Below are 20,491 nucleotides of genomic sequence, written 5' to 3' on the forward strand. Positions count from 1 at the left end.
TATCTAATGGCAACGCCTTCCCTCTAGCACCTAAAGGCTTAACTCTGCTAAACTTCCTGAGAAATTTTTAATCTATGGTGGAAGTCTTATGATCATCGTAACTGGTGGTGCTGGCATGATCGGCAGCAACATTGTTAAAGCACTGAACGAAGCAGGTATTAACGATATTCTGGTTGTCGACAACCTAAAAAACGGCAAGAAGTTTAAAAACTTAGTTGATCTTGATGTCACAGATTACATGGATCGTGATGACTTCCTTACTCAAATCATGGCAGGTGACGACTTCGGCCCTATCGAAGCGATCTTCCATGAAGGTGCTTGTTCTGCGACTACTGAGTGGGATGGTAAGTACATGATGCTAAACAACTATGAATACTCAAAAGAGCTGCTTCATTACTGTTTAGATCGTGAAATCCCATTCCTATATGCATCATCAGCGGCCACATACGGCGAGACAGATACGTTTGTTGAAGAACGTGAATACGAAGGCGCACTCAACGTGTACGGTTATTCCAAACAGCAATTTGATAACTACGTTCGTCGTCTGTGGAAAGACGCAGAGGATCATGGCGAGCAGCTTTCTCAAATCACTGGTTTCCGTTACTTCAATGTGTATGGCCCACGTGAAGATCACAAAGGCAGCATGGCATCGGTAGCCTTCCACCTGAATAACCAAATCAATGCTGGTGAAAACCCTAAATTATTTGCAGGCAGCGAATCATTCAAACGCGACTTCGTTTACGTTGGTGATGTGTGCAAAGTAAACCTTTGGTTCCTAGAAAATGGTGTTTCTGGCATCTTCAACTGTGGTACTGGCCGTGCAGAATCTTTTGAAGAAGTGGCAAAAGCAGTTGTTAAGCACCATGGCAAAGGTGAAATCCAAACCATTCCGTTCCCTGAACACCTAAAAGGTGCTTACCAAGAATTCACGCAAGCCGACTTAACTAAGCTTCGTGCTGCAGGCTGTGATGTAGAATTCAAAACGGTAGCAGAAGGTGTTGCTGAATACCTAGCGATTCAAAACCGTTAATTCCCTTCAGAGGTGGTAGTTAACTCTCTACCACCTTTACTCTGATGCGATTACTAGTATCATTTCTACATACCTCCACTCGCCTCTCTTCAAATATATAGGTACTTAACACTTCATGACTAATCAACGTGATGATTTCGATCCTAAAGCTTATAACCCTAAATTTGAGCGCCACTTTTTAGCGCCGAAGTATTGGGGTACGTGGATAGGCGTTGTCCTTTCTTTGCCGCTTGCTTTATTACCTTTAGGGGTTCAGAAATGGCTAGCAAAAACTATCGCGAAGAAACTGGCTAAATCGCACAAAGGTCCGGCTCACAGAGCTCGTGTTAACTTTGAGCTGTGCTTTCCAGAAAAATCATTTGAAGAGCGAGAAGCTCTGATTGAAAAAACACTTTATACCGCAGCATTGTTCTTTTTCCGTTTCAGCCTACTCAGCTTACGTTCATCTACATGGTTACAGCAGCGTTGCCAGATCCGAGGTTTAGACATCCTACAAAAACACATCGACAATGATGAGAAAGTCATTTTGATGGTTCCACACTCATGGGCAATTGATATTCCTGCGGTGTTGCTTGCTTCGATGGGAATGCCCGTTTCCGCAATGGCAAAAAAACAGAAAAATGAAGTGGCAGATTGGCTAATGCACGAACAACGTGTGCAATATGGCGGTCGCGTTTATGAACGCTCTGGTGGTGTTAAGCCGTTTTTGAAATCAGTTCGTGACGGTTACATTGGCTATTACCTACCCGATCAGGATCATGGTCCTGAACACAGCGTTTTTGTCGATTTCTTTGCGACCAGAAAAGCAACGCTTCCAGGCTTGGGTAAAATTGCCAAATTGTCACGCGCTAAAGTGTTACCTATGTTTGCTTCTATGAATACAGAAGATGGTACGTTTGATATCGAAATCTTACCGGCGTTTGAACTAGATAAAGGCGAAGAACAAGACGCTCGCACTTGTAATCAAGCAATCGAGTACTTTGTTGCAAATAAACCAGAACAATACATGTGGGTACTACAACTTCTGCACTCTCAAGAAGATGGCAATAACTACTACAACCTATTTAAACCGAGATACAACACTGACTGGCAAATAAGCAAATGAAAAAAATCTTAATTATTGGCCCTTCTTGGGTTGGCGATATGGTGATGTCGCAGTCTCTTTATATTGTCTTAAAGCAACTCCATCCAGAAAGCCAAATTGATGTAATTGCTCCGGGTTGGTGTAAACCAATTCTTGAGCGCATGCCAGAGATCCACCAAGCCATTGAAATGCCTATTGGTCATGGTGAATTCAACTTACTTGGTCGTCGCGAAATCGGTAAATCATTACGAGAAAAACAGTACGACCACGCCTATATCCTGCCTAAGTCTGCAAAGTCAGCTCTGATTCCGTGGTTTGCAAATATTCCGCTTCGAACAGGTTGGAAAGGTGAAATGCGATACGGCCTGCTCAATGACTTGCGACCAAACATGAAGTCTTTCCAGTTCATGGTTGAGCGCTATGTTGCATTAGCTTACCCACAAGAAGAGATGATTGACTCATCCTCATTGGGTGGTTTGGAAATCCTACCTCGCCCTAGCTTGTTTATTGATAAAAAAGAGCAATCTGAAGCGATTGTTAAGTTTAACCTCAATCAAGAAGCGCCTGTTGTTGGCCTATGTCCAGGGGCAGAGTTTGGTCCTGCGAAAAAATGGCCAGAAACACATTACGCAGAAGTTGCATCAGCTATGGCAAATGCAGGAAAGCAAGTCTGGCTATTTGGTTCTCAAAAAGACCTTGAGACCTGTAACAACATCAAACAATTAGTACCTCAAGAACATCAGCACCAGATTCATGTTTTGGCAGGACAAACGAGCCTGATTGAGGCAGTTGATCTTCTAGCGGCATGTCAGACTGTTGTTGCAAATGACTCGGGTCTTATGCACGTGGCAGCTGCTGTTGGCTGTAATGTTGTTGCCGTATACGGTTCAACCTCACCAAAATACACACCCCCACTTGCAGAAAAAGTAGAGATTGTTCATACCGACATTGACTGCCGTCCATGCTTTAAGCGTGAATGTCCACTAGGGCATTTAAATTGCCTGAACCAGCTGTCTCCTCAAAAAGTAATCAGCAAGATTCCCGATACTGAGTAAGGTGCAATGCAAGTAGCTATCGTTGTTAATAGTTTAAAAATTGGTGGAATGGAAAGGGTTGCTGTCAACTTGGCTGACTCCTTTCTAGATGCAGGGCATAAGACCGATCTCATATATTTAAAGAATCGCACGTGCGAGCTGTCACCGAAGAACAAAGCGTTACCCATCCATTTATTCAATTTGAAGAAAAGCGTCTTCTCCACAGGTATTGGGATTGTCTGGTTTATTATTTGTAAGCTGTTGAATTTGCTATCACGAAAAACATTCCCAATCTGGTTTGCTTACGCGGAAGCGCTTGCCTTTAAAAAACACTTGCGTGCGTTGGAGAAAAAGAACGGGAGCAAATTTGACCTCGTCATTTTTCGTGGACAAGGCACGTTTGAGCACCTTTGGCCATTGCAAGACGCCAGATTTGTGTATGTATGCGAAAATGTTCAAAAAGCTGATATGTATGGCCCTTTATCTCGCTGGGTATTCAGCAAGCTATTTAATGGACGTAATGTCACTTGCGTATCAGATGGCGCACTAAATAGCTTTCGAGATATGGCGAAGCTGCACTGTATTACACCTCGCAAATCTGTCATGTTAAATAACCCGAATGATTTTCAGCATATTCAGCAGCAAGCCACTTTAGAGACTAAGCCATTACACGAGAAACCATATATCCTTGGACTAGGTCGTATCGTTCCCCAAAAAAATTTCTCCTTGCTTGTCCAAGCGTATGACTATGCAATTAAAAACTTTGGCATCCAACAAGATTTAGTGCTCGTTGGCGATGGTAATGATCGTGCAACGGTCGAAAATGAAGTCACTCGACTCGGCCTGAATGATAGAGTTCATTTCAAAGGTTCACAAACCAATCCTTTCCCTTGGTATCAACAAGCGGATCTTTACGTTTTAAGCTCGAAGCATGAAGGGTTGGGTATGGTTCTCATTGAATCGCTAGCTTGTGGGACAAAAGTTGTCTCAACAGACAGTCATGGCGGCGTTAGACAAATAATGAACGGAGAGCTTGAACCATTCTTGGCCAAAGAAACACCAGATTCGCTGGGTACAATAATATACGAGGCTCTGAACTTCAAAGAAAGTGACGCGTTTAGTCACTTTGTACAAGACACCTTAAAACGTTTTGACGGAAAAACTATTGTAGATAACTACCTGAAAGAGTTTACATAAGAATGCTTATTCGCATTATCTATACGCTCGTGCTTGCACTCGCCTCTCCGCTGTTATTGTTTGGGCTTTACAGAAAGAAGCCCGGCAAACCTTCATTTGGTAACCGATGGAAAGAGCACTTTGGCATTACCCCAACGTTAAGTGCACAATCTAGTCCGATTTGGATTCATGCAGTGTCTGTTGGCGAAACAATGGCTGCGATTCCTCTGATAAAAGAGATGAAAAAGAAAGACCCGAGCTTGCCGATCATTGTGACAACAACGACAAGTACCGGGGCAGAGCAAGTCGCGAAATTAGGCGATCTGGTCGAACATCGCTATATGCCGATCGACTTCTCTTTTGCAATAAAGCGCTTCCTTAAAGTCGTGAAGCCTCAAAAGATGTTGATAATGGAAACTGAGCTTTGGCCAAATACATTACATGCTGTTTCCAAAGCTAAAGTGCCTATTCATGTGTTAAACGCACGACTTTCTGAGAAGTCATTTCAGAATTACCGCAAGGTCCAATGGCTGTTTAATTTACTTGCAAACAGTATTACTCAGATTTGCTGTCAAAGCTCAGAAGATGCCAAAAGGTTTAAAAACCTTGGGGTCAGTCCCGAAAAGTTAACAACAACAGGTTCAGTGAAGTTTGATATCCATGTAGACCAAAACATCCTTGATCAGGGTAAGTCACTAAGAGAACGATTGAGAAATAACCGCCCAGTTTGGATTGCAGCCAGTACACATAAAGGGGAGGATGAGCAAATTGTTCACGCTCATAAGCGTCTACTTGAGACTCATCCAGATGCTTTACTCGTCTTGGTCCCTCGTCATCCAGAACGTTTCGAATCCGTATTCCAACTTTGTATGAATGCGGGGTTCCAGACAGAAAAGCACTCCCACAAAGCCCCGAGTGTTAGTCCAGAGACTTCAGTGTATATCGGTGATGTTATGGGACAAATGCTGACGCTCATTGGTGCTTCTGATCTATGTTTTATGGCTGGCAGCTTAATTGGCAACAAAGTTGGTGGACATAATATGCTTGAACCTGCCGCTTTAGGTGTGCCTACGATTACAGGTCCTAGCTTCTTTAACTTCCTAGAGATCGTTAATAATTTGAAAGAACTAGGTGGGATTGAGATAGTAAATACCTCAGATGAACTAGCCCTCACCCTTAAGTCTTTGCTTGAAAAAGACGAACAACGTACACAATTAGCTAAGCAGGCAAAGCTGTTTGTAGACCAAAACAGCGGCGCTATTCAAAAGACATTAGAAGAGCTCGCCCTATGACTCACAATAACCCGTTAATTTCCGTCATTATTCCCATTTATAACGTGGAAGAGTATTTAGCGGAGTGCTTAGAATCGGTTATTCGACAGACCTATAAGAACATTGAAGTTTTGTGTGTAATTGATGGGTCGAAAGACAACTCACAAACCATTGCTGAAAAGTATGCCACTTTCGACTCAAGACTTAACGTCATCCTACAGGAAAACCAAGGCCTTTCGGGCGCTCGCAACACGGGGATCGATGTAGCTAAAGGTGACTATATTTTCTTGATCGATTCTGATGACTGGCTTGTCGATAATGCGCTAGAAAATCTAATAGATGCCTCTTTAAAACACAACAAACATATCGTAAGTGGTGGGATCATTTCATTTGAACATGATACAAAAATAGAAGCTCCGTATAAAAAGAATCGGAAGACAGGCGCACTAACTTTATCTGGTACAAACTTCTTTAGTGTCGAGGTCATGGCATGGAATAAACTTTACCACAAGAGTGTCTTTGAGGGTCGGCGCTTCACACCAAAACTGATCCATGAAGATGAAGACTTTTATTGGCGCACCATGCCGTATTATCGAGATGTGTTTGCAATTCCTCAAGATATTATCTTCTATCGAAAGCGTAGTAATTCGATCATGAGTAACAAACGCAGAGACGAGCAGTATCAAGAAAACTACATCACCATTATTGATGCTGCTTTCCAAGAAAGAGCTAAACATAAAGACCTTAACTTTGCCTTTAGAAAGTGCGCAATCAAGTACTTACATCAACTAAAAGCTAAGCAAGCACCTTTTGGAAAATATGAAGCTCATGTTTCAAATGAGTATAACCTAAAAGACAGTAAGCTCACCAAACTCACCACGAAGCTTATCGGAGTGTTTTCATAGTGAAGAAGTCGATAGATAAATTAAAGAAAAAACTACGAAGAGCATATTTGGGAACTGAAGAGTTTTCAATTATCAGTGATAACTGCTGGGGTGGCTTTATGCACCAGCACTTAGGGATCCCTTATAAAAGCCCGTTTGTTGGGCTCTTTATCTTTTCTCCTGACTACCTGGTCTTGCTACGTGATCTACAATACTACTTATCTCAAGCAGATCTTACGTTTATCGCTCATGATGAATCTAAGTACAAAGAAGAAGTGGTCAAAAATGGTGAGTACAACAAATACCCTATAGGTCTTCTCGGAGGGAAGGTCGAGATTCATTTCTTGCACTATACCGATCAATATGAAGCACAAGAGAAGTGGGAGAGAAGGCTAAAACGAATAAAATGGGAGAATCTACTCATTAAGTTCAGTGACCGAGATTTGTGTACACCTTCATTGCTAAATGAATTTCATCAACTTCCTTACCATCAAACCTTATCATTCAGTGTCAAACCTACTGGACATCCAAATAATTATAACTTTGACACACAGACTAACGAGTGGAAAGCATTTAAGAAGTTTGTTTCTCCTACTAGGCTGTTAAAAAAGCACCTAACTCCTAAACGTAAGTAGAAGCTGCTTTGATGGTATCTAATGATTAAGGCCCCTTTGTGTTGTACACAAAGGGGCCTTAGAATTAGCTCTAGGAATAATGAACTGTATTTAGTTACTTTTAAAAGCTGATTTTATTTTCTTCTTCAGCTCTTTTCTTCTCTTTTTAAGCGACAGTTTAAAGAAGTAAAGCTTATCTTTAAGCTTCATTTTGTAATCTTCACTTACTATTCCATTTTTAGCTTTAAAATAGTTTATCGCTCGGATATCTCGCTTATCTTTGTTTTCATCGCGATTGGTTTTAAATCCTAGAATCTCGTTCAAAGATATAAATCTATAGCCCATTATATTATAAGTTAATGATGGGTCTTCGAAGTATAAAATCAAATCGCTTGGGTACCAGTGCATATAATCATTGTGTAACCCAACCTCTTCTGAGTGTTTAACGTTGGCGTCGATGCTTATAACGTCAATATCGTTTGCTTCTCGCATTGAAAAAAGCTCTAGAGCTATGCTGCCGGTAAAGACACTCTGGTTTTTGTAATCAATATCAAGTGAGTTAATGCATTTAGCGACCGTTTTTAATCTCAGTTTGTTCAAAATAACTTTTGCAAAGGGCATCAGAGTGATTTTGACTATATCTTTTGTTTCTTCAACATTATCTGTTGAATGAATCGAATGCTTGCCACCACCACATATTTTCCGAATACTTTCTTTTAATTCTATATCTCTCGCCTCTCCTCGCGTTTCAAAGATCATGAACTTTGTAGGTTGCCCAAATTTAAAGCAATGTTTTCCTTTTCGCCTTGCGCCTTGCCAAGCCTCTCCACTCTTCCCTGTCCATTCTTCATTTTTATACGCGATCGCACATAGAGTATTGATGCCATTTTTACTCAAATTCAGCGAGTATGTGTACACGAGAGCATCGCCGTATTCCTTTATAATATCTTTGTACTTGTGCACTCCGTTTGGCCACACCACCGCGACTCGCAGAGTTGAATCAAAATCTAAAGCTATTGTTGCCAACTTCTGAATCAGGTCTATATTAGCCCCGTGCTTCTCAAAGTGTTTTAGGCCATATTCAGCCTCTACCTCATTGACAACCACTGCCTTAACATTTCGATTTAACAAAGCTAGGATAGCAATACGATGAGCGCCATCTAACGGGGTGTTGTCCCCAGAGATGGGGATATAATGTAAGTCTTCATCATAGTTTTCCTGCAGTTCAAAGAATAACGCTTTAAAACTATCTACGAAGTCTTGGGCACTTGATTTATTGCTGTCACCAGGTTCAACAAAAGAGTTTCTAGTGAAGATCTTGATCGTTTCCAAATACAAATTCTGATAGTATTTCTCGCGTTCGCTATCAGAGTTAAGCCAAGCCTCAGCAAGTTTCATTTTGACATAGATATCCACACGTCTATGAGAAAGCAATTCTCTTGCTGGAATTGTTTTAATTTCATATTGAGAACTACTAAGTTTATTATGAAACCTTGAATCTATTTTTTCTGAGACTTGCTCTTTACTAATCTTCACCACTACACCTATATCACCCTAGTCAAAGTAAACTATCATCTACATCGTCCAGATATTAAAAATCTATAGTTTCTTGATACCCAGAAACTATATAGTCAAAATGTCTCTCTTCCCAGTGAATAGAACTTTTTTCTAATTCTTTACGAAAAGAGCGCAAAAGTCTGTTTAAATTCCTTTCTTTCCACTTTTCGCCACTCTGTATATAGCACTTATCAAAATCAATTAGCCATACAGTATCATCCCCATCAATAAGTATATTGTGAATATTTAGATCTGTATGGTTAACATTTTCATTGTGCATTATTGCGATCTGTCTACCTATCGCAGAATATAAGTCACTATCAATACAGTTAGACTTTAAAATTTCAGATAAATCCTTTGCGTTATGTATTTTTTCACTTATTAAGTCCGCTTTATAAGTAAAGGTATGTTTAACCATTCGAGCAGCAATCGGACGGGGTACGTTAACACCAGCACCTCTTAGCTTACGAAGAAGCTCTAGTTCTTGATAGCTCCGTGATTTCTCACTGCCAAGATACACATAGCTATCTTCAACCAACTTGCCTAGCAAACCACCTCGGCGATAGTGACGCAACGCCGCTTGAATAGAGTCAAGTTCAACAAACCAAGTAGTGCCTCGACCAACCGCACTGCCTATAACTCTACCTTGTTTCTGCCAGTAGCTTGCATCAAAAGCAAACTTTACTTGCTCTTGAGAAATGACAGATTCATCAAACCAAATCAGTTGATTATCAAACTTAAGCGTTTGCATCCCACCTACCTACCTATTTACTCTGTTTTATTTTACATTCCCTCAGCCCAACTGCATAATTCTTATTAATCAATTTGCTAGAGCACTACCCTATGCCTTTGTTTGAATCAGCACCAAAATCACTATGTATTTTAAGATTATCTGCAATTGGTGATGTTTGTAATACCATCGCCACTGTCCAAGCGATTCAAAAACACTGGCCACAAACGAAGATAACCTGGATTACAGGTAAACTTGAAGCTCAACTACTGATGGCTATCGAAGGAGTCGAGATCTTAACCTTTGATAAGAAGACTGGCATGGAAGGCTATAAGGCTCTCTGGAAGCAATTAAAAGGCCGTGAATTTGATGCATTGTTGCATATGCAATATGCGTTAAGAGCAAGTTTTGCAACACTAGGGATTAAAGCAAAATACAAACTTGGCTTTTCTGCGGAACGAAGCCAAGACTTTCAAACTTTGTTTACAAACACCAAAGTCACATCCCCTTTTTCTCTTCATGTTGCTGACGGTTTAATGGCATTTGCTCATCAAATTGGTGTCCCTCAATCAGATCTGCAATGGTCTTTATCATATTCAGAACAAGATAAGTCTTGGGCTCAGTCACATCTACAAACTAACAAACCCAACTTGCTTCTTGTTCCTGGTGCGAGTAAAGCCTATAAAAACTGGCATGCCGGAGGCTATGCTGACGTCATCAATCATGCTCGAAATATGGGTTGGAATGTTATTTTAGCGGGTAGCCCAGCAAAAGTTGAAATCGATCTAGCAAGTGACGTTCAAGCACAGTTATCTGAACCTTGCTTAAACTTGGTAGGCCAAAGCTCTATCATGCAAATGCTAGCTCTAATCGATATGGTGGATATGGTTATCGCCCCTGACACTGGCCCTACGCACATTGCAAGTGCAATGCAAACACCGGTTATAGGACTTTATGCTCATCACAACCCTCTACGTGTTGGTCCATATCACTACTTAAAGTATGTTGTTTCCGTTTATGAAGAAGCAATATTGTCCGAGACAGGTAAGGCTAGCCGAGAATTAAGTTGGCGCAAGCGTGTACATGATGAGAACGCTATGCATAGAATCCAGTCGAAAGACGTGATTACCATGTTTGATAAACTGGTTGAGGACTTCAAACTACAAAGCAACTACACTTATCCACAAGCTTAATTAGAGGTCAGAATATTATGATTACAGGTGTAGTGATCACCTTAAATGAAGCCAAGAATGTACAAGAGTGTATTCTATCCCTACAGCAAGTTTGTAACGAAGTCATCGTCGTCGACTCTGACAGTTCAGACAACACGGTGGAATTAGCAACCAAACTTGGCGCGAAAGTGATCCATCAACCATACCTCGGTGATGGATTTCAAAAAAACGTCGGCTTAGACTTCTCGAGCAATGACTGGATACTCAGTATTGATGCAGATGAACGCTTGACAGAAGAAGCTGTCGCCGAAATTAAGAGCCTTGACCTAACTAACACTTCACACGATGCATTTGCCTTTCGACGTCGAAACTACATTGGCTCAAGATGGATTAAGCAATGTGGCTGGTACCCTGACTACTGTATTAGGCTTTATAACAAGCAGAAAACTCGCTTTGCAGAAGTAAAACAGCATGCTTCTGTACAAGCTAAAAATCCTAAGCGTCTCAACTCAGACTTAATTCATTACTCTTTTGAGAATTTGGGGCAGTTATTTTCAAAGCCTGGGCGCGATTTTAGCGGTAGGGCAGCCAAGATCATGTATCAAAAAGGAAAGCGAGCGAATGCATTTTCTCCATTCACTCACGGCTTGTCTGCCTTTTTCCGCGCATATATTATCAAACGCGGCTTCCTCGGAGGAAGTGATGGGCTCACTGTTGCTTTAAGCGCAACAATGAGTAGCTACCTAAAGTACGCTCGCTTGTTGGAATTCCAAAGAGATCCGAAAGTATTAGAAAACGAGGATTTCTCTAAGGTTTGGTAACCAGCTGGTTGTAAATAGATTGATAGCTCTGAACCATTGTTTCAGGGCTATATTTTCTCTTAATCGCCTTAACCCCTTCCCTTAAAGTTGCATAACTAGATTTATCCCTAACTATATGTTCTAAATGGGCCACCGCTTCTTCAGGTCCGTTGTCTAAATCCACTAAATATCCAGACTGACCAACCTCAACGATTTCTGGTATTCCGCCGACATTAGATCCAATGACAGGAACATTATGTTGATAAGCTTCTAAAATCGAAGAACCTAGACCTTCATTTTTTGAAGGCATGATTAATAGGTTTGTGATTGACAGAACCGATGAGATGTAAGGAGTAAAACCTAAAAATGTTACGTTAGACAGGCCTTGTGCTTGTGACTTTAATTCTTCTTCTAACTTTCCCTCACCTACAATGAGAAAATGAATATCTGGGTATTGTCTCTCTACCAGTCTTGCAAGCTCTATGGTGTAAGGGACATTTTTTATATCAATCAAGCTTCCTATTTGAGTAACAACAAACTTGTTTGAATATGCTTGCAACGTTACCTCTTCATCTTTATTTGACGGTAAATTAGAGTAGCTATCGTAAATAATTGACACATTTGAGTTTAACCCTGAAAGGTTACTCGCCACTTTTTTGCTAATTCCGACAACATAATCAGCCTTGCGATAAGTGGACTCAGAGAGTTTACCCTTTAACAACTTATTGACTCTGCGGGTAATCAAGTAGGGGCAACCAGATAGCAATGAGATGATTCGTGCTAAATGCGCTCCACGCCCGTCATGAGCATGAATAACAGTATTTGTTGAGTTCTTTCGGCACTCTACAATAGCCTTTAGAGCTCCCATCACTTGAATTTTAGGGAACTCTTCACTCAACCTCTCAAGAAAAGGGCAGTTTCTCTTGCCAATTACTATCTGTCGGTCGCTTGGCAGGTTTTTGATCAAATTAAGAGTTTGAACCTCTCCGCCTCCAAAAGCTGAGGCCAAATTGATATGTACTATCAGAGGTGATGGCATATAATGATCCGATTCCACGAAAAAAAGTAACTATACCTGTGAATAAAAAAGTCATCTACCCTGGGACCTTTGATCCGCTAACGAATGGGCACCTAGACCTTATTGAACGCACCGCTGGTATGTTTGATACCGTTGTCATAGGCGTTGCAGCTAGTCCATCTAAGAAAACAATGTTCAGCCTAGAAGAAAGAGTTAAATTGGTTGAACAGTCCTGTAGCCACTTGCCTAATGTATCTGCGGTTGGTTTTAGTGGATTATTAGTCGACTTCGCAAAACAACAGGAAGCTAACGTTTTAATTCGAGGACTACGAACAACTATGGACTTCGAATATGAGTTTGGCTTGACGAGTATGTATCGGAAACTACTTCCAGACCTCGAAAGTATCTTCCTTACCCCTTCGGAGGAATTTGCCTTCTTATCCTCAACCATTGTAAGAGAAGTCGCAATTCATAAAGGTAGTGTGGCTCAATTTGTTCCTGAAGCAGTCAACCTTGCTATCATCAATAAAATAAAATCGCAATGAGAAAGATTAAGTATTACTTTATTAATAGCTTGCTGGGGATATTACCTTCCTTTTTTTATCGTTACTCTCTAAAAAAGATATTGAATAGCAAGAGTCAATATAACGAGGGCTACTTGAAGGAAAGAAGGGATTACTACTGCAAACTCCAATCAAATTTTCAATTGACAGCCGATGGAACAACAAGAGTTAGTGACTTTAAGAAGACGGGTGGACGAACCTATTATTACGACCTACTAAGAGTAGTAAAACACTTCCCTAAGAGTTTTCAATTCAAATACGTCAATGGCGATGTTATTGATGTTCCAGATGAGCCTAGCTTCGTAAAAAGCCGCCCTATCAATGGCAAAAACAGTAACTCCATTTTGCTTAAGCTAAATGCAATCCGCCACTATAATTTTGTTGAAGACAAAATACCATTCTTAAACAAGAAGCAGATGGCTGTATGGCGTGGAGCTGGATTCAGACCCAATCGAAAACTTTTGCTTGAGAAATATTTTCATCATCCATTGTGCAATGTTGGGCGAGTTGATCATCATATTGCCGAAGGAAAACAACGCGATTACTTAACTGACTCCATGACCATTGATGAGCAACTCGAGTACCGATACATCATAAGTCTCGAAGGGAAAGACGTTGCAACTAACTTGAAATGGATCATGTCTTCTAACTCATTATGCTTTACACCAAAATTGCGTTATGAGACTTGGTTTATGGAAGGGAAATTGATTCCAGGCTTTCACTATGTCGAGGTAAAAGATGACTTCTCCGACCTAATTGAAAAAATGGAATACTATAATAATCACACTAAAGAGGCGTTAGATATTATTCACAATGCTAATCTGTGGGTATCTCAATTCAAAAACGCTAAACAGGAACACTTAATCTCATTAATGGTTGCTGATAAGTACTTTGAACAGTCGGGACAGAAGCAACCTAATGACTAGCCAAAAAGGTAAACCTCAAAACACAGGGTTAACACGTATCCTGAAAGCGACAGGGTACTCTGTTAAAGGATTGAAATCAGCATTCAAGAGCGAAGCTGCAATACGACAAGAGTTAGTACTTCTCGCGCTATTTATCCCGATTGCTCTTTACCTAGATATAAGCAAAGTTGAGCAAATCTTAATGATTGCCTCTCTAGTGCTGGTATTTTTGTTTGAATTGGTCAACTCAGCGATAGAAGCCGTTGTCGATCGTATAGGCACTGAGCATCACGAACTCAGCGGCAAAGCTAAAGACATTGGCTCCGCCGCAGTTATGGTGAGTCTTGCTCTCGCAGTTTTCACTTGGCTCTATATTCTCGTTTAAAGTGCTCTAGTAAAAACTTTAAGAAGACACAAAGCCCTACTTCTGACATTCCCCACAAAAGAAGGTATTGCGTTGGCCTATCTTTTGTTCTTGGAGAGCTTCGCCACATTCTGGGCATGGCTCTCCGGCTTTTCCGTAAACTAATAACTCTTGTGCGAAGTAACCCGGTTTGCCATCTGCTTGGGCAAAGTCTTTCAGTGTGGTTCCGCCTTGCTGAATGGCAATTTCTAGCGTAGCTTTGATGTTCTCTACCAACAATTGCCACTCTTTCTTAGTTAGTTTTCCTGCCGGGCGAGTGGGATGAATGCGGGTTTTAAACAAAGATTCGTTGGCGTAGATATTTCCGACTCCGACGACAATTTTGTTGTCCATGATGAACTGCTTAACCGCAACACGCTTACCTTTAGCTTTCTCCACGACGTAGTCCGCGTTGAACTCTTCAGTTAAAGGCTCTGGTCCCATATGACCTAAAGCGGCATGTGGCTCATTAGGCGCGCTCCACAGCCATGCGCCAAAGCGGCGCGGATCGTTGTAGCGCAGCACTTTGCCATTGCTCAGTTTGAGATCCACATGATCGTGCTTTGCTGGAGGAAAATCAGCATCAAGCACACGCAGTGAACCCGACATGCCTAAGTGAACAATCGCAGTTCCTTCGTCCGTTTCTATCAACAGATACTTAGCGCGGCGACTGATATTACGAATCACCTGCCCTTCTAGCTTCTTCAACTCTTGAGGGATATCCCAACGCAGTTTCGGGGTTCGGAATACAAATGCCTTAATCGTCTCGCCAACCATGTGTGGACTGATGCCCATTCGGCTTACTTCAACTTCTGGTAATTCAGGCATTTAATTCTCCTTAAAACGCTAAGAGCATTGATATTGGGTGGCTAGCATAATCGAAAAGAACAAAGACAAATACAGCCTTTGCATAGGGTTATTCGTAAGACTTACTTGGGCATGATGTAATTGCCATCAACAGAAATCGCAATCCATTTATCTTGCCAGTTTTTAAACAACCAAAAGTCTCCAAGCCGATAAAAGGTCACTCGTTGCGGTTCTTCTAAGTCTTGGTACCAGATCTCAATACTTTCTGGAGAAGACAACTGAGACTTTAAATTATCGTATTGTTCTGAGGTCAGCTCAGTCCCTTCCAAAGATTGCCAACGAGTCACAATCTCTTGTACGGGAATATTAGCTTTAATGTTCGATTGCCATTGCCCATTTTGTTTCTCCAATTCCCAACCTGAGAAGTAAATAGCACTCACGTCATGATCAGAGCGCAATAAATTGGGGTAAGGATCCACGGGTTCTTCGACAAGGTAGGTTTTGATCAAGGTTGGCGCATTCAAGATCACCATAAAAACGATGATGCCTAGGATAAGAATATTGTTCCAACGACGGCGACGGGCCGGACTAACGCGCATAGCAGTTCCTAATCTCCTGTAGTTATCAACAAACTACCAAAGCGTATGAATTTTGACTAGAACATCTGTATGGAAACACGTGAAAGAAGGGATGAAGTGAGAGATTACTGAATTTTAGGTAATAAAAAGCCCAACTCGAGAGTTGGGCTTTTTAAATCGTCAAAGAGACAAAACCAATTATTTGATTTTAGCTTCTTTGTACATAACGTGCTGGCGTACAACTGGATCAAATTTCTTGATCTCAAATTTGCCTGGCATGTTACGCTTGTTCTTATCTGTTGTGTAGAAGTGGCCAGTACCTGCTGAAGATACTAGACGGATTTTCTCACGAACGCCTTTCTTTGCCATTGCCTATTTCCTCTTAAACGTTTTCGCCACGTGCACGGATATCAGCAAGAACAGTATCGATACCCTTCTTGTCGATGATGCGCATACCTTTTGCAGTAAGGCGTAGTTTAACAAAACGTTTTTCGCTCTCTACCCAGAAACGATGAGTTTGTAGGTTCGGCAGAAAACGACGCTTAGTAGCATTTCGTGCGTGTGAACGGTTGTTACCCGTTACTGGACGCTTACCAGTTACTTGGCATACTCGTGACATGAATGTCTTCTCCAAAATCGTTTCAGCTCGATATCAACCTTGGTGGCCGAACCTCTCTATTTCTCGGAAAGAAGTTAGAGGTTAAGAACCGCTATGGAAAATCCATACAAGGCTATCAAAGGTCGCGCATTATACTAACTTGATATGCATTGCTCAAGACCCGAACAGATCCTTTTTACAGGTTTTCGTGATCTTTTTTTAGACAGCAGGTTTTTTCTAGCAGTCCAAGCTGAATTCAGTTAAAAATTTAGTGGCGAGGATGATAGCAGATTTTTAGCAACTAACAACCTAAAAAATGCACAGTTATATCCACCCTCTTTCTGCAAAAGAAACGCTTTCGCCATCACCGATAACGAAATGGTCCAAAATCCGTATATCCACCAGCGCTAAAGCATCGATTAATCGTCGCGTAATTCGTCTGTCTGCTTGGCTCGGCTCTGCAACACCAGACGGGTGATTGTGTGCCAGAATCAAAGCAGCTGCGTTGTGATGCAAGGCTCGCTTGACGACTTCTCTCGGATAAACCGACGCGGCATCTAGTGTGCCTTCAAACAAAATCTCATCTTTTATTACTCTATGCTGGTTATCTAAGAAAAGAATGTAGAAAGCCTCTCTTTGTCGATCTCTTAATATAGAAGAAAGATACATTTTAGTTTGTTCGGGGCTGGTTAATGCATCACCACGCTTTAAGGTTTCGGCTAAATAACGTTGCGTCATTTCCAAGACGGCTTGTAACTGCACGTATTTCGCTTGTCCCAACCCTTTGTGTTGGCAGAACTCTTTTTCGGTTGCAGAAAAAAGCTGGCGAAGTGAACCGAAATCTTGAATAAGAAAATCAGCCAATTCGATGACATTCATACCTTGTGTGCCAGTGCGAAGAAAAATCGCCAACAATTCAGCATCGCTCAAAGCTTGCGGCCCTCTGTGTAGCAGCTTCTCTCGTGGCATAGAATCAGTAGGTAAGGATTTAAGGGTCATCATGAGCTCTCTTTCTCTAGTGAACTCCTATTGCACAAAACAAAAGCAGAAATTCGAAACTGACTTTTGTTTTTTCCGTTAGCCGCGGCTTTTTTATGTAATTTAGCAATCCATCAGAACGTACCACGTTCAACCAGATCGTCTTTTCTCTCCTGTGGATTTCTAAAAAAGGCATAGACCTCTTCTCTAAAATTTGAACAAAAAAACTATTATTGAGGCTCTAGAAATCCCAATAATTAATATTCTGTAGTTTGATATGGATTAGCTTCTCATCAGATTTGCTTGGGCGATGATAGATTCAGTTGTGCTAAACTCGTCGCCAGAAAAATTGGAGATCTCACATGCAAACACTAGCAGGAAAGAAAATTCTACTCGGCATCAGTGGCGGTATTGCCGCGTATAAATGTGCGGAGCTAACCCGTCGCCTAATAGAAAGAGGCGCGCAAGTTCAAGTAGTGATGACCAAAGCGGCGAAGGAGTTCATTACTCCCTTAACCATGCAGGCAGTCTCTGGACGCCCGGTGTCGGATAGCTTGTTAGACCCAGCAGCAGAAGCGTCGATGGGTCACATTGAACTGGCAAAATGGGCAGATTTGGTTCTTCTTGCTCCTGCAACTGCAGATTTGATTGCACGTATGTCGGCTGGCATGGGTAATGATTTGCTTACTACGTTAGTACTTGCGACAGATTCACCAGTAGCGGTATCTCCAGCAATGAATCAACAGATGTACCGCAATGTCGCAACTCAAGACAACATCGCGACACTAGCACGCCGCGGTATGCACATTTGGGGTCCTGCGGCCGGTGAGCAAGCATGTGGCGATGTTGGTCCTGGTCGAATGCTAGAGCCAATGCAACTTGTCGGCTTATGTGAGCAGTTCTTCCAACCGAAACTGTTGGCAGGAAAATCGGTATTGATCACCGCAGGTCCAACTCGTGAAGCAATTGACCCAGTGCGTTACATTTCTAACCACAGCTCAGGAAAGATGGGCTTTGCACTAGCAAATGCTGCAGCGCAATTGGGTGCGAAGGTCACGCTAGTCAGTGGACCCGTCAGCTTGAATACGCCAGCAGGTGTTGAGCGTATCAATGTTGCGAGTGCACAAGAGATGCATGATGCTGTAATGGCTCACGCGCCTAGCCACGATGCTTTCATTAGCTGTGCCGCCGTAGCTGATTACCGTCCAGAAAATGTGGCGTCTCAAAAATTGAAAAAGACGGAAAACAACGATCAGATGACCATCAACATGGTCAAAAATCCTGATATCGTAGCGGCCGTCGCCAATATGACTGTGCAACGTCCATTCACTGTTGGCTTTGCAGCAGAGACCAATGACGTAGAAACCTACGCTCACGGTAAACTGGTAAAGAAAAACCTCGATATGATTTGTGCGAACGATGTTTCTGTTGAAGGCCAAGGTTTTAACAGTAACGACAACGCCATCACTTTATTCTGGCCAGAAGGCGAACAGGCGTTGGCATTAGAATCCAAAGAAGCGCTAAGTTTCAGAATTTTGGAAAAAATGCACGAATTGATGTAATTACCATTCGCTTTTCATAGAAAACTGGCACAAATTTGGTACAAACATGACAAGTGAGGGTGTTAAAGCTCCCATTACCTCCTCACTGGTCTAGTTTGATGCCAAAGAGCGTCTTATAATCCCCTCCGCTCAACTTTGTATTTTGAAAGGAAGTAACTAAATGGCCGGCAGTAAAAAATCCAATCGTCGTGAAGAAATCTTGCAAGCTCTCGCGCAGATGCTTGAATCTACAGAAGGCGCTTCACGCATTACTACGGCAAAATTGGCGAAACAGGTCGGTGTTTCAGAAGCGGCACTTTACCGCCACTTCCCAAGTAAAGCTCGCATGTTTGAAGGCTTAATTGAGTTCATCGAAGAAGCACTCATGACTCGTATCAACCGTATTTTGGATGATGAGAAAGACACATTAGAGCGCATTCGTATGGTAATGCACCTTATCTTGGCATTCTCAGAACGTAACCCAGGTTTGACACGCATTCTTTCCGGTCATGCTCTAATGTTTGAAAATGAGCGCCTACGCGATCGCATCAACCAACTGTTTGAACGTATCGAAACGCAACTTCGTCAGATCCTACGTGAACGTAAGATCCGTGAAGGTAAATCGTTCCCAGTGGAAGAGCGCATTTTGGCGGCTCAAATCCTAGGACAAGTTGAAGGCAGCTTGAACCGCTTTGTTCGTAGTGATTTCAAATACCAACCAACCGCGAACTTTGACGAGTATTGGGCACTTCTTAGCGCACAAATTAAGTAGAGATTATGAGTAAAGACAAATTCACTAAGCCGGAGTTTTCTCTTTCACTTATCCACCCTCGTAACTGGGGTGTTTGGCTCGGCTTTGGCTTTTTGGCTATCGTGGTCAATATCCTTCCATACCGCATGTTGCTATCGTTAGGTCGCACACTCGGCCACCTCGGCATGCGCTATGGCAAAGGTCGTGTCCATGTCGCGACACGTAACCTTGAACTGGCTTTTCCAGATAAAGCGCCTGAAGAGATCCAACACATTGTTGAAGAGAACTTTAAGAATACCGGTATGGCACTGATCGAAACCGGTATCACTTGGTTTTGGCCGACATGGCGTTTCAAAACTCTGATCATTGAGAAAGACCTAGTCGCACTTCGTGAGAAAGCCGCAGAAGGTAAAGGTGTATTACTGTGTTGTGTACATGCTTTAAATCTTGAAATCACCGCTCGTGCTTTCGGCGTGTTAGGTGTTGCAGGCTATGGCGCTTTCCGCCCGCACAACAACCCAGCGTACAACTTCATTCAGTACTGGGGACGCACACACAACGGCAACAAACTTATTGACCGCAAAGACGTTAAACAAATGATTCGTGTTCTACGCAGCGGTGAGCGTTTGTTTTACTTACCGGATCACGATTACGGTCGTAACAAATCGGTATTCGTCCCTTTCTTCGCAATTGAAGACGCTTGTACTACAACTGGCACCAGCATTCTGGCTTACACGTCCAAGTGCTCGATAATTCCGGGCTCTGGCTTCCGCAATGGAGATGGTAAGTATGAAATCATCGCTGATAAGTGCATTGAAGCCGACTATCCGAAAAAAGACGAAGTAGCGGCAGCGGCTTATATGAACACCTTTGTAGAAGAAGTTATTCTGCGCGCACCAGAGCAGTGGATGTGGCTACACAAGCGCTACAAGACCATGGCTGATGAAACTGCGCCAAAAGGCATTCGCTACAAGTAAGTGATAAAGATAAAAGAAAG

23 protein-coding genes are annotated in these 20,491 nt (G+C 42.1%); 15 read left to right on the plus strand and 8 right to left on the minus strand.

The features are described 5' to 3' along the window. The first annotated feature begins 88 nt into the window (after positions 1-88). The 7 genes from rfaD (at position 89) to C1S74_RS09790 (ending at position 7,114) form a co-directional block, all read left to right on the plus strand. Positions 89-1,030: an ADP-glyceromanno-heptose 6-epimerase gene (rfaD, locus tag C1S74_RS09760; protein WP_045399371.1), complete on the plus strand. Its 942-nt coding sequence runs from the start codon at positions 89-91 to the stop codon at positions 1,028-1,030. Between the two features lie 115 nt (positions 1,031-1,145). Further along, on the plus strand, positions 1,146-2,135 hold the full coding sequence (gene lpxM, locus C1S74_RS09765; RefSeq protein ID WP_045399374.1) for a lauroyl-Kdo(2)-lipid IV(A) myristoyltransferase: 990 nt from the start codon (positions 1,146-1,148) through the stop codon (positions 2,133-2,135). Beyond that, on the plus strand, positions 2,132-3,169 hold the full coding sequence (gene waaF, locus C1S74_RS09770) for a lipopolysaccharide heptosyltransferase II (RefSeq protein ID WP_045399376.1): 1,038 nt from the start codon (positions 2,132-2,134) through the stop codon (positions 3,167-3,169). The genes lpxM and waaF overlap by 4 nt, the downstream gene beginning before the upstream one ends. A 6-nt stretch (positions 3,170-3,175) precedes the next feature. Next, positions 3,176-4,345, plus strand: coding sequence for a glycosyltransferase (locus C1S74_RS09775; RefSeq protein WP_045399379.1), 1,170 nt, complete (start codon positions 3,176-3,178; stop codon positions 4,343-4,345). A gap of 2 nt (positions 4,346-4,347) precedes the next feature. Next, positions 4,348-5,616: a lipid IV(A) 3-deoxy-D-manno-octulosonic acid transferase gene (gene waaA, locus C1S74_RS09780; protein ID WP_045399381.1), complete on the plus strand. Its 1,269-nt coding sequence runs from the start codon at positions 4,348-4,350 to the stop codon at positions 5,614-5,616. Beyond that, positions 5,613-6,500, plus strand: a complete 888-nt coding sequence (locus C1S74_RS09785) for a glycosyltransferase family 2 protein (RefSeq protein WP_045399384.1) — start codon at positions 5,613-5,615, stop codon at positions 6,498-6,500. The genes waaA and C1S74_RS09785 overlap by 4 nt, the downstream gene beginning before the upstream one ends. Beyond that, the gene (locus tag C1S74_RS09790; protein WP_052437301.1) at positions 6,500-7,114 is read left to right on the plus strand and encodes a DUF1919 domain-containing protein; all 615 of its coding nucleotides are present in this window, start codon (positions 6,500-6,502) and stop codon (positions 7,112-7,114) included. Before C1S74_RS09785 ends, C1S74_RS09790 begins: the two co-directional genes overlap by 1 nt. A 90-nt stretch (positions 7,115-7,204) precedes the next feature. Here the strand turns inward: C1S74_RS09790 and C1S74_RS09795 are convergent, their stop codons facing one another. Both C1S74_RS09795 and C1S74_RS09800 read right to left on the minus strand, forming a co-directional pair. Then, complete coding sequence (locus C1S74_RS09795) at positions 7,205-8,629, minus strand: hypothetical protein (protein ID WP_045399386.1); 1,425 nt, start codon at positions 8,627-8,629, stop codon at positions 7,205-7,207. Between the two features lie 55 nt (positions 8,630-8,684). Continuing rightward, positions 8,685-9,401, minus strand: a complete 717-nt coding sequence (locus tag C1S74_RS09800; RefSeq protein WP_045399389.1) for a 3-deoxy-D-manno-octulosonic acid kinase — start codon at positions 9,399-9,401, stop codon at positions 8,685-8,687. 98 nt (positions 9,402-9,499) lie between these two features. Here C1S74_RS09800 and C1S74_RS09805 point away from each other — a divergent pair, with 98 nt between their 5' ends. Further along, the gene (locus tag C1S74_RS09805) at positions 9,500-10,573 is read left to right on the plus strand and encodes a glycosyltransferase family 9 protein (RefSeq protein WP_045399566.1); all 1,074 of its coding nucleotides are present in this window, start codon (positions 9,500-9,502) and stop codon (positions 10,571-10,573) included. 17 nt (positions 10,574-10,590) lie between these two features. Continuing rightward, the gene (locus C1S74_RS09810) at positions 10,591-11,373 is read left to right on the plus strand and encodes a glycosyltransferase family 2 protein (RefSeq protein WP_045379271.1); all 783 of its coding nucleotides are present in this window, start codon (positions 10,591-10,593) and stop codon (positions 11,371-11,373) included. Here C1S74_RS09810 and C1S74_RS09815 read toward each other — a convergent pair. Then, positions 11,360-12,391 (minus strand): glycosyltransferase family 4 protein, encoded by a 1,032-nt coding sequence (locus tag C1S74_RS09815; protein ID WP_045399391.1) that lies wholly within the window; start codon positions 12,389-12,391, stop codon positions 11,360-11,362. The genes C1S74_RS09810 and C1S74_RS09815 overlap by 14 nt on opposite strands. A 38-nt stretch (positions 12,392-12,429) precedes the next feature. Between C1S74_RS09815 and coaD the strand changes: the two genes are divergently transcribed. The 3 genes from coaD to C1S74_RS09830 are packed head-to-tail and all read left to right on the plus strand — an operon-like array spanning position 12,430 to position 14,223. Continuing rightward, positions 12,430-12,915 (plus strand): pantetheine-phosphate adenylyltransferase, encoded by a 486-nt coding sequence (coaD, locus tag C1S74_RS09820; protein ID WP_045399569.1) that lies wholly within the window; start codon positions 12,430-12,432, stop codon positions 12,913-12,915. After that, positions 12,912-13,859 carry a glycosyl transferase family 90 gene (locus C1S74_RS09825; protein WP_197064551.1) on the plus strand — a complete coding sequence of 316 codons (948 nt, stop codon included), beginning with the start codon at positions 12,912-12,914 and terminating at the stop codon, positions 13,857-13,859. The genes coaD and C1S74_RS09825 overlap by 4 nt, the downstream gene beginning before the upstream one ends. Then, the gene (locus tag C1S74_RS09830) at positions 13,852-14,223 is read left to right on the plus strand and encodes a diacylglycerol kinase (protein WP_045379261.1); all 372 of its coding nucleotides are present in this window, start codon (positions 13,852-13,854) and stop codon (positions 14,221-14,223) included. Before C1S74_RS09825 ends, C1S74_RS09830 begins: the two co-directional genes overlap by 8 nt. A gap of 36 nt (positions 14,224-14,259) precedes the next feature. Here C1S74_RS09830 and mutM read toward each other — a convergent pair whose 3' ends face one another. The 5 genes from mutM to radC all read right to left on the minus strand — a co-directional run bounded on the left by mutM (position 14,260) and on the right by radC (position 17,223). Beyond that, a complete protein-coding gene (gene mutM, locus C1S74_RS09835; RefSeq protein WP_045399395.1) occupies positions 14,260-15,069 on the minus strand; it encodes a bifunctional DNA-formamidopyrimidine glycosylase/DNA-(apurinic or apyrimidinic site) lyase in 810 nt (269 codons plus the stop codon). Between the two features lie 101 nt (positions 15,070-15,170). Beyond that, on the minus strand, positions 15,171-15,647 hold the full coding sequence (locus C1S74_RS09840; RefSeq protein WP_045399397.1) for a hypothetical protein: 477 nt from the start codon (positions 15,645-15,647) through the stop codon (positions 15,171-15,173). A 177-nt stretch (positions 15,648-15,824) separates the two neighbouring features. Beyond that, complete coding sequence (gene rpmG / locus C1S74_RS09845; RefSeq protein WP_004410866.1) at positions 15,825-15,995, minus strand: 50S ribosomal protein L33; 171 nt, start codon at positions 15,993-15,995, stop codon at positions 15,825-15,827. A gap of 13 nt (positions 15,996-16,008) precedes the next feature. Then, positions 16,009-16,245: a 50S ribosomal protein L28 gene (gene rpmB / locus C1S74_RS09850; protein ID WP_005467944.1), complete on the minus strand. Its 237-nt coding sequence runs from the start codon at positions 16,243-16,245 to the stop codon at positions 16,009-16,011. Between the two features lie 303 nt (positions 16,246-16,548). Then, positions 16,549-17,223, minus strand: a complete 675-nt coding sequence (radC, locus tag C1S74_RS09855; RefSeq protein WP_038877097.1) for a RadC family protein — start codon at positions 17,221-17,223, stop codon at positions 16,549-16,551. Positions 17,224-17,564: 341 nt separating this feature from the next. Between radC and coaBC the strand changes: the two genes are divergently transcribed. The 3 genes from coaBC (at position 17,565) to C1S74_RS09870 (ending at position 20,471) form a co-directional block, all read left to right on the plus strand. Beyond that, complete coding sequence (coaBC, locus tag C1S74_RS09860) at positions 17,565-18,764, plus strand: bifunctional phosphopantothenoylcysteine decarboxylase/phosphopantothenate--cysteine ligase CoaBC (protein WP_045399400.1); 1,200 nt, start codon at positions 17,565-17,567, stop codon at positions 18,762-18,764. Between the two features lie 160 nt (positions 18,765-18,924). Continuing rightward, entirely contained in the window at positions 18,925-19,515 is a 591-nt protein-coding gene (slmA, locus tag C1S74_RS09865; protein WP_005434407.1) for a nucleoid occlusion factor SlmA, read from the plus strand. A gap of 5 nt (positions 19,516-19,520) precedes the next feature. Beyond that, positions 19,521-20,471 carry a Kdo(2)-lipid IV(A) acyltransferase gene (locus tag C1S74_RS09870; RefSeq protein WP_045399402.1) on the plus strand — a complete coding sequence of 317 codons (951 nt, stop codon included), beginning with the start codon at positions 19,521-19,523 and terminating at the stop codon, positions 20,469-20,471. Positions 20,472-20,491: the final 20 nt, after the last annotated feature.

This window comes from Vibrio hyugaensis, assembly GCF_002906655.1.
GTDB lineage: Bacteria > Pseudomonadota > Gammaproteobacteria > Enterobacterales > Vibrionaceae > Vibrio > Vibrio hyugaensis.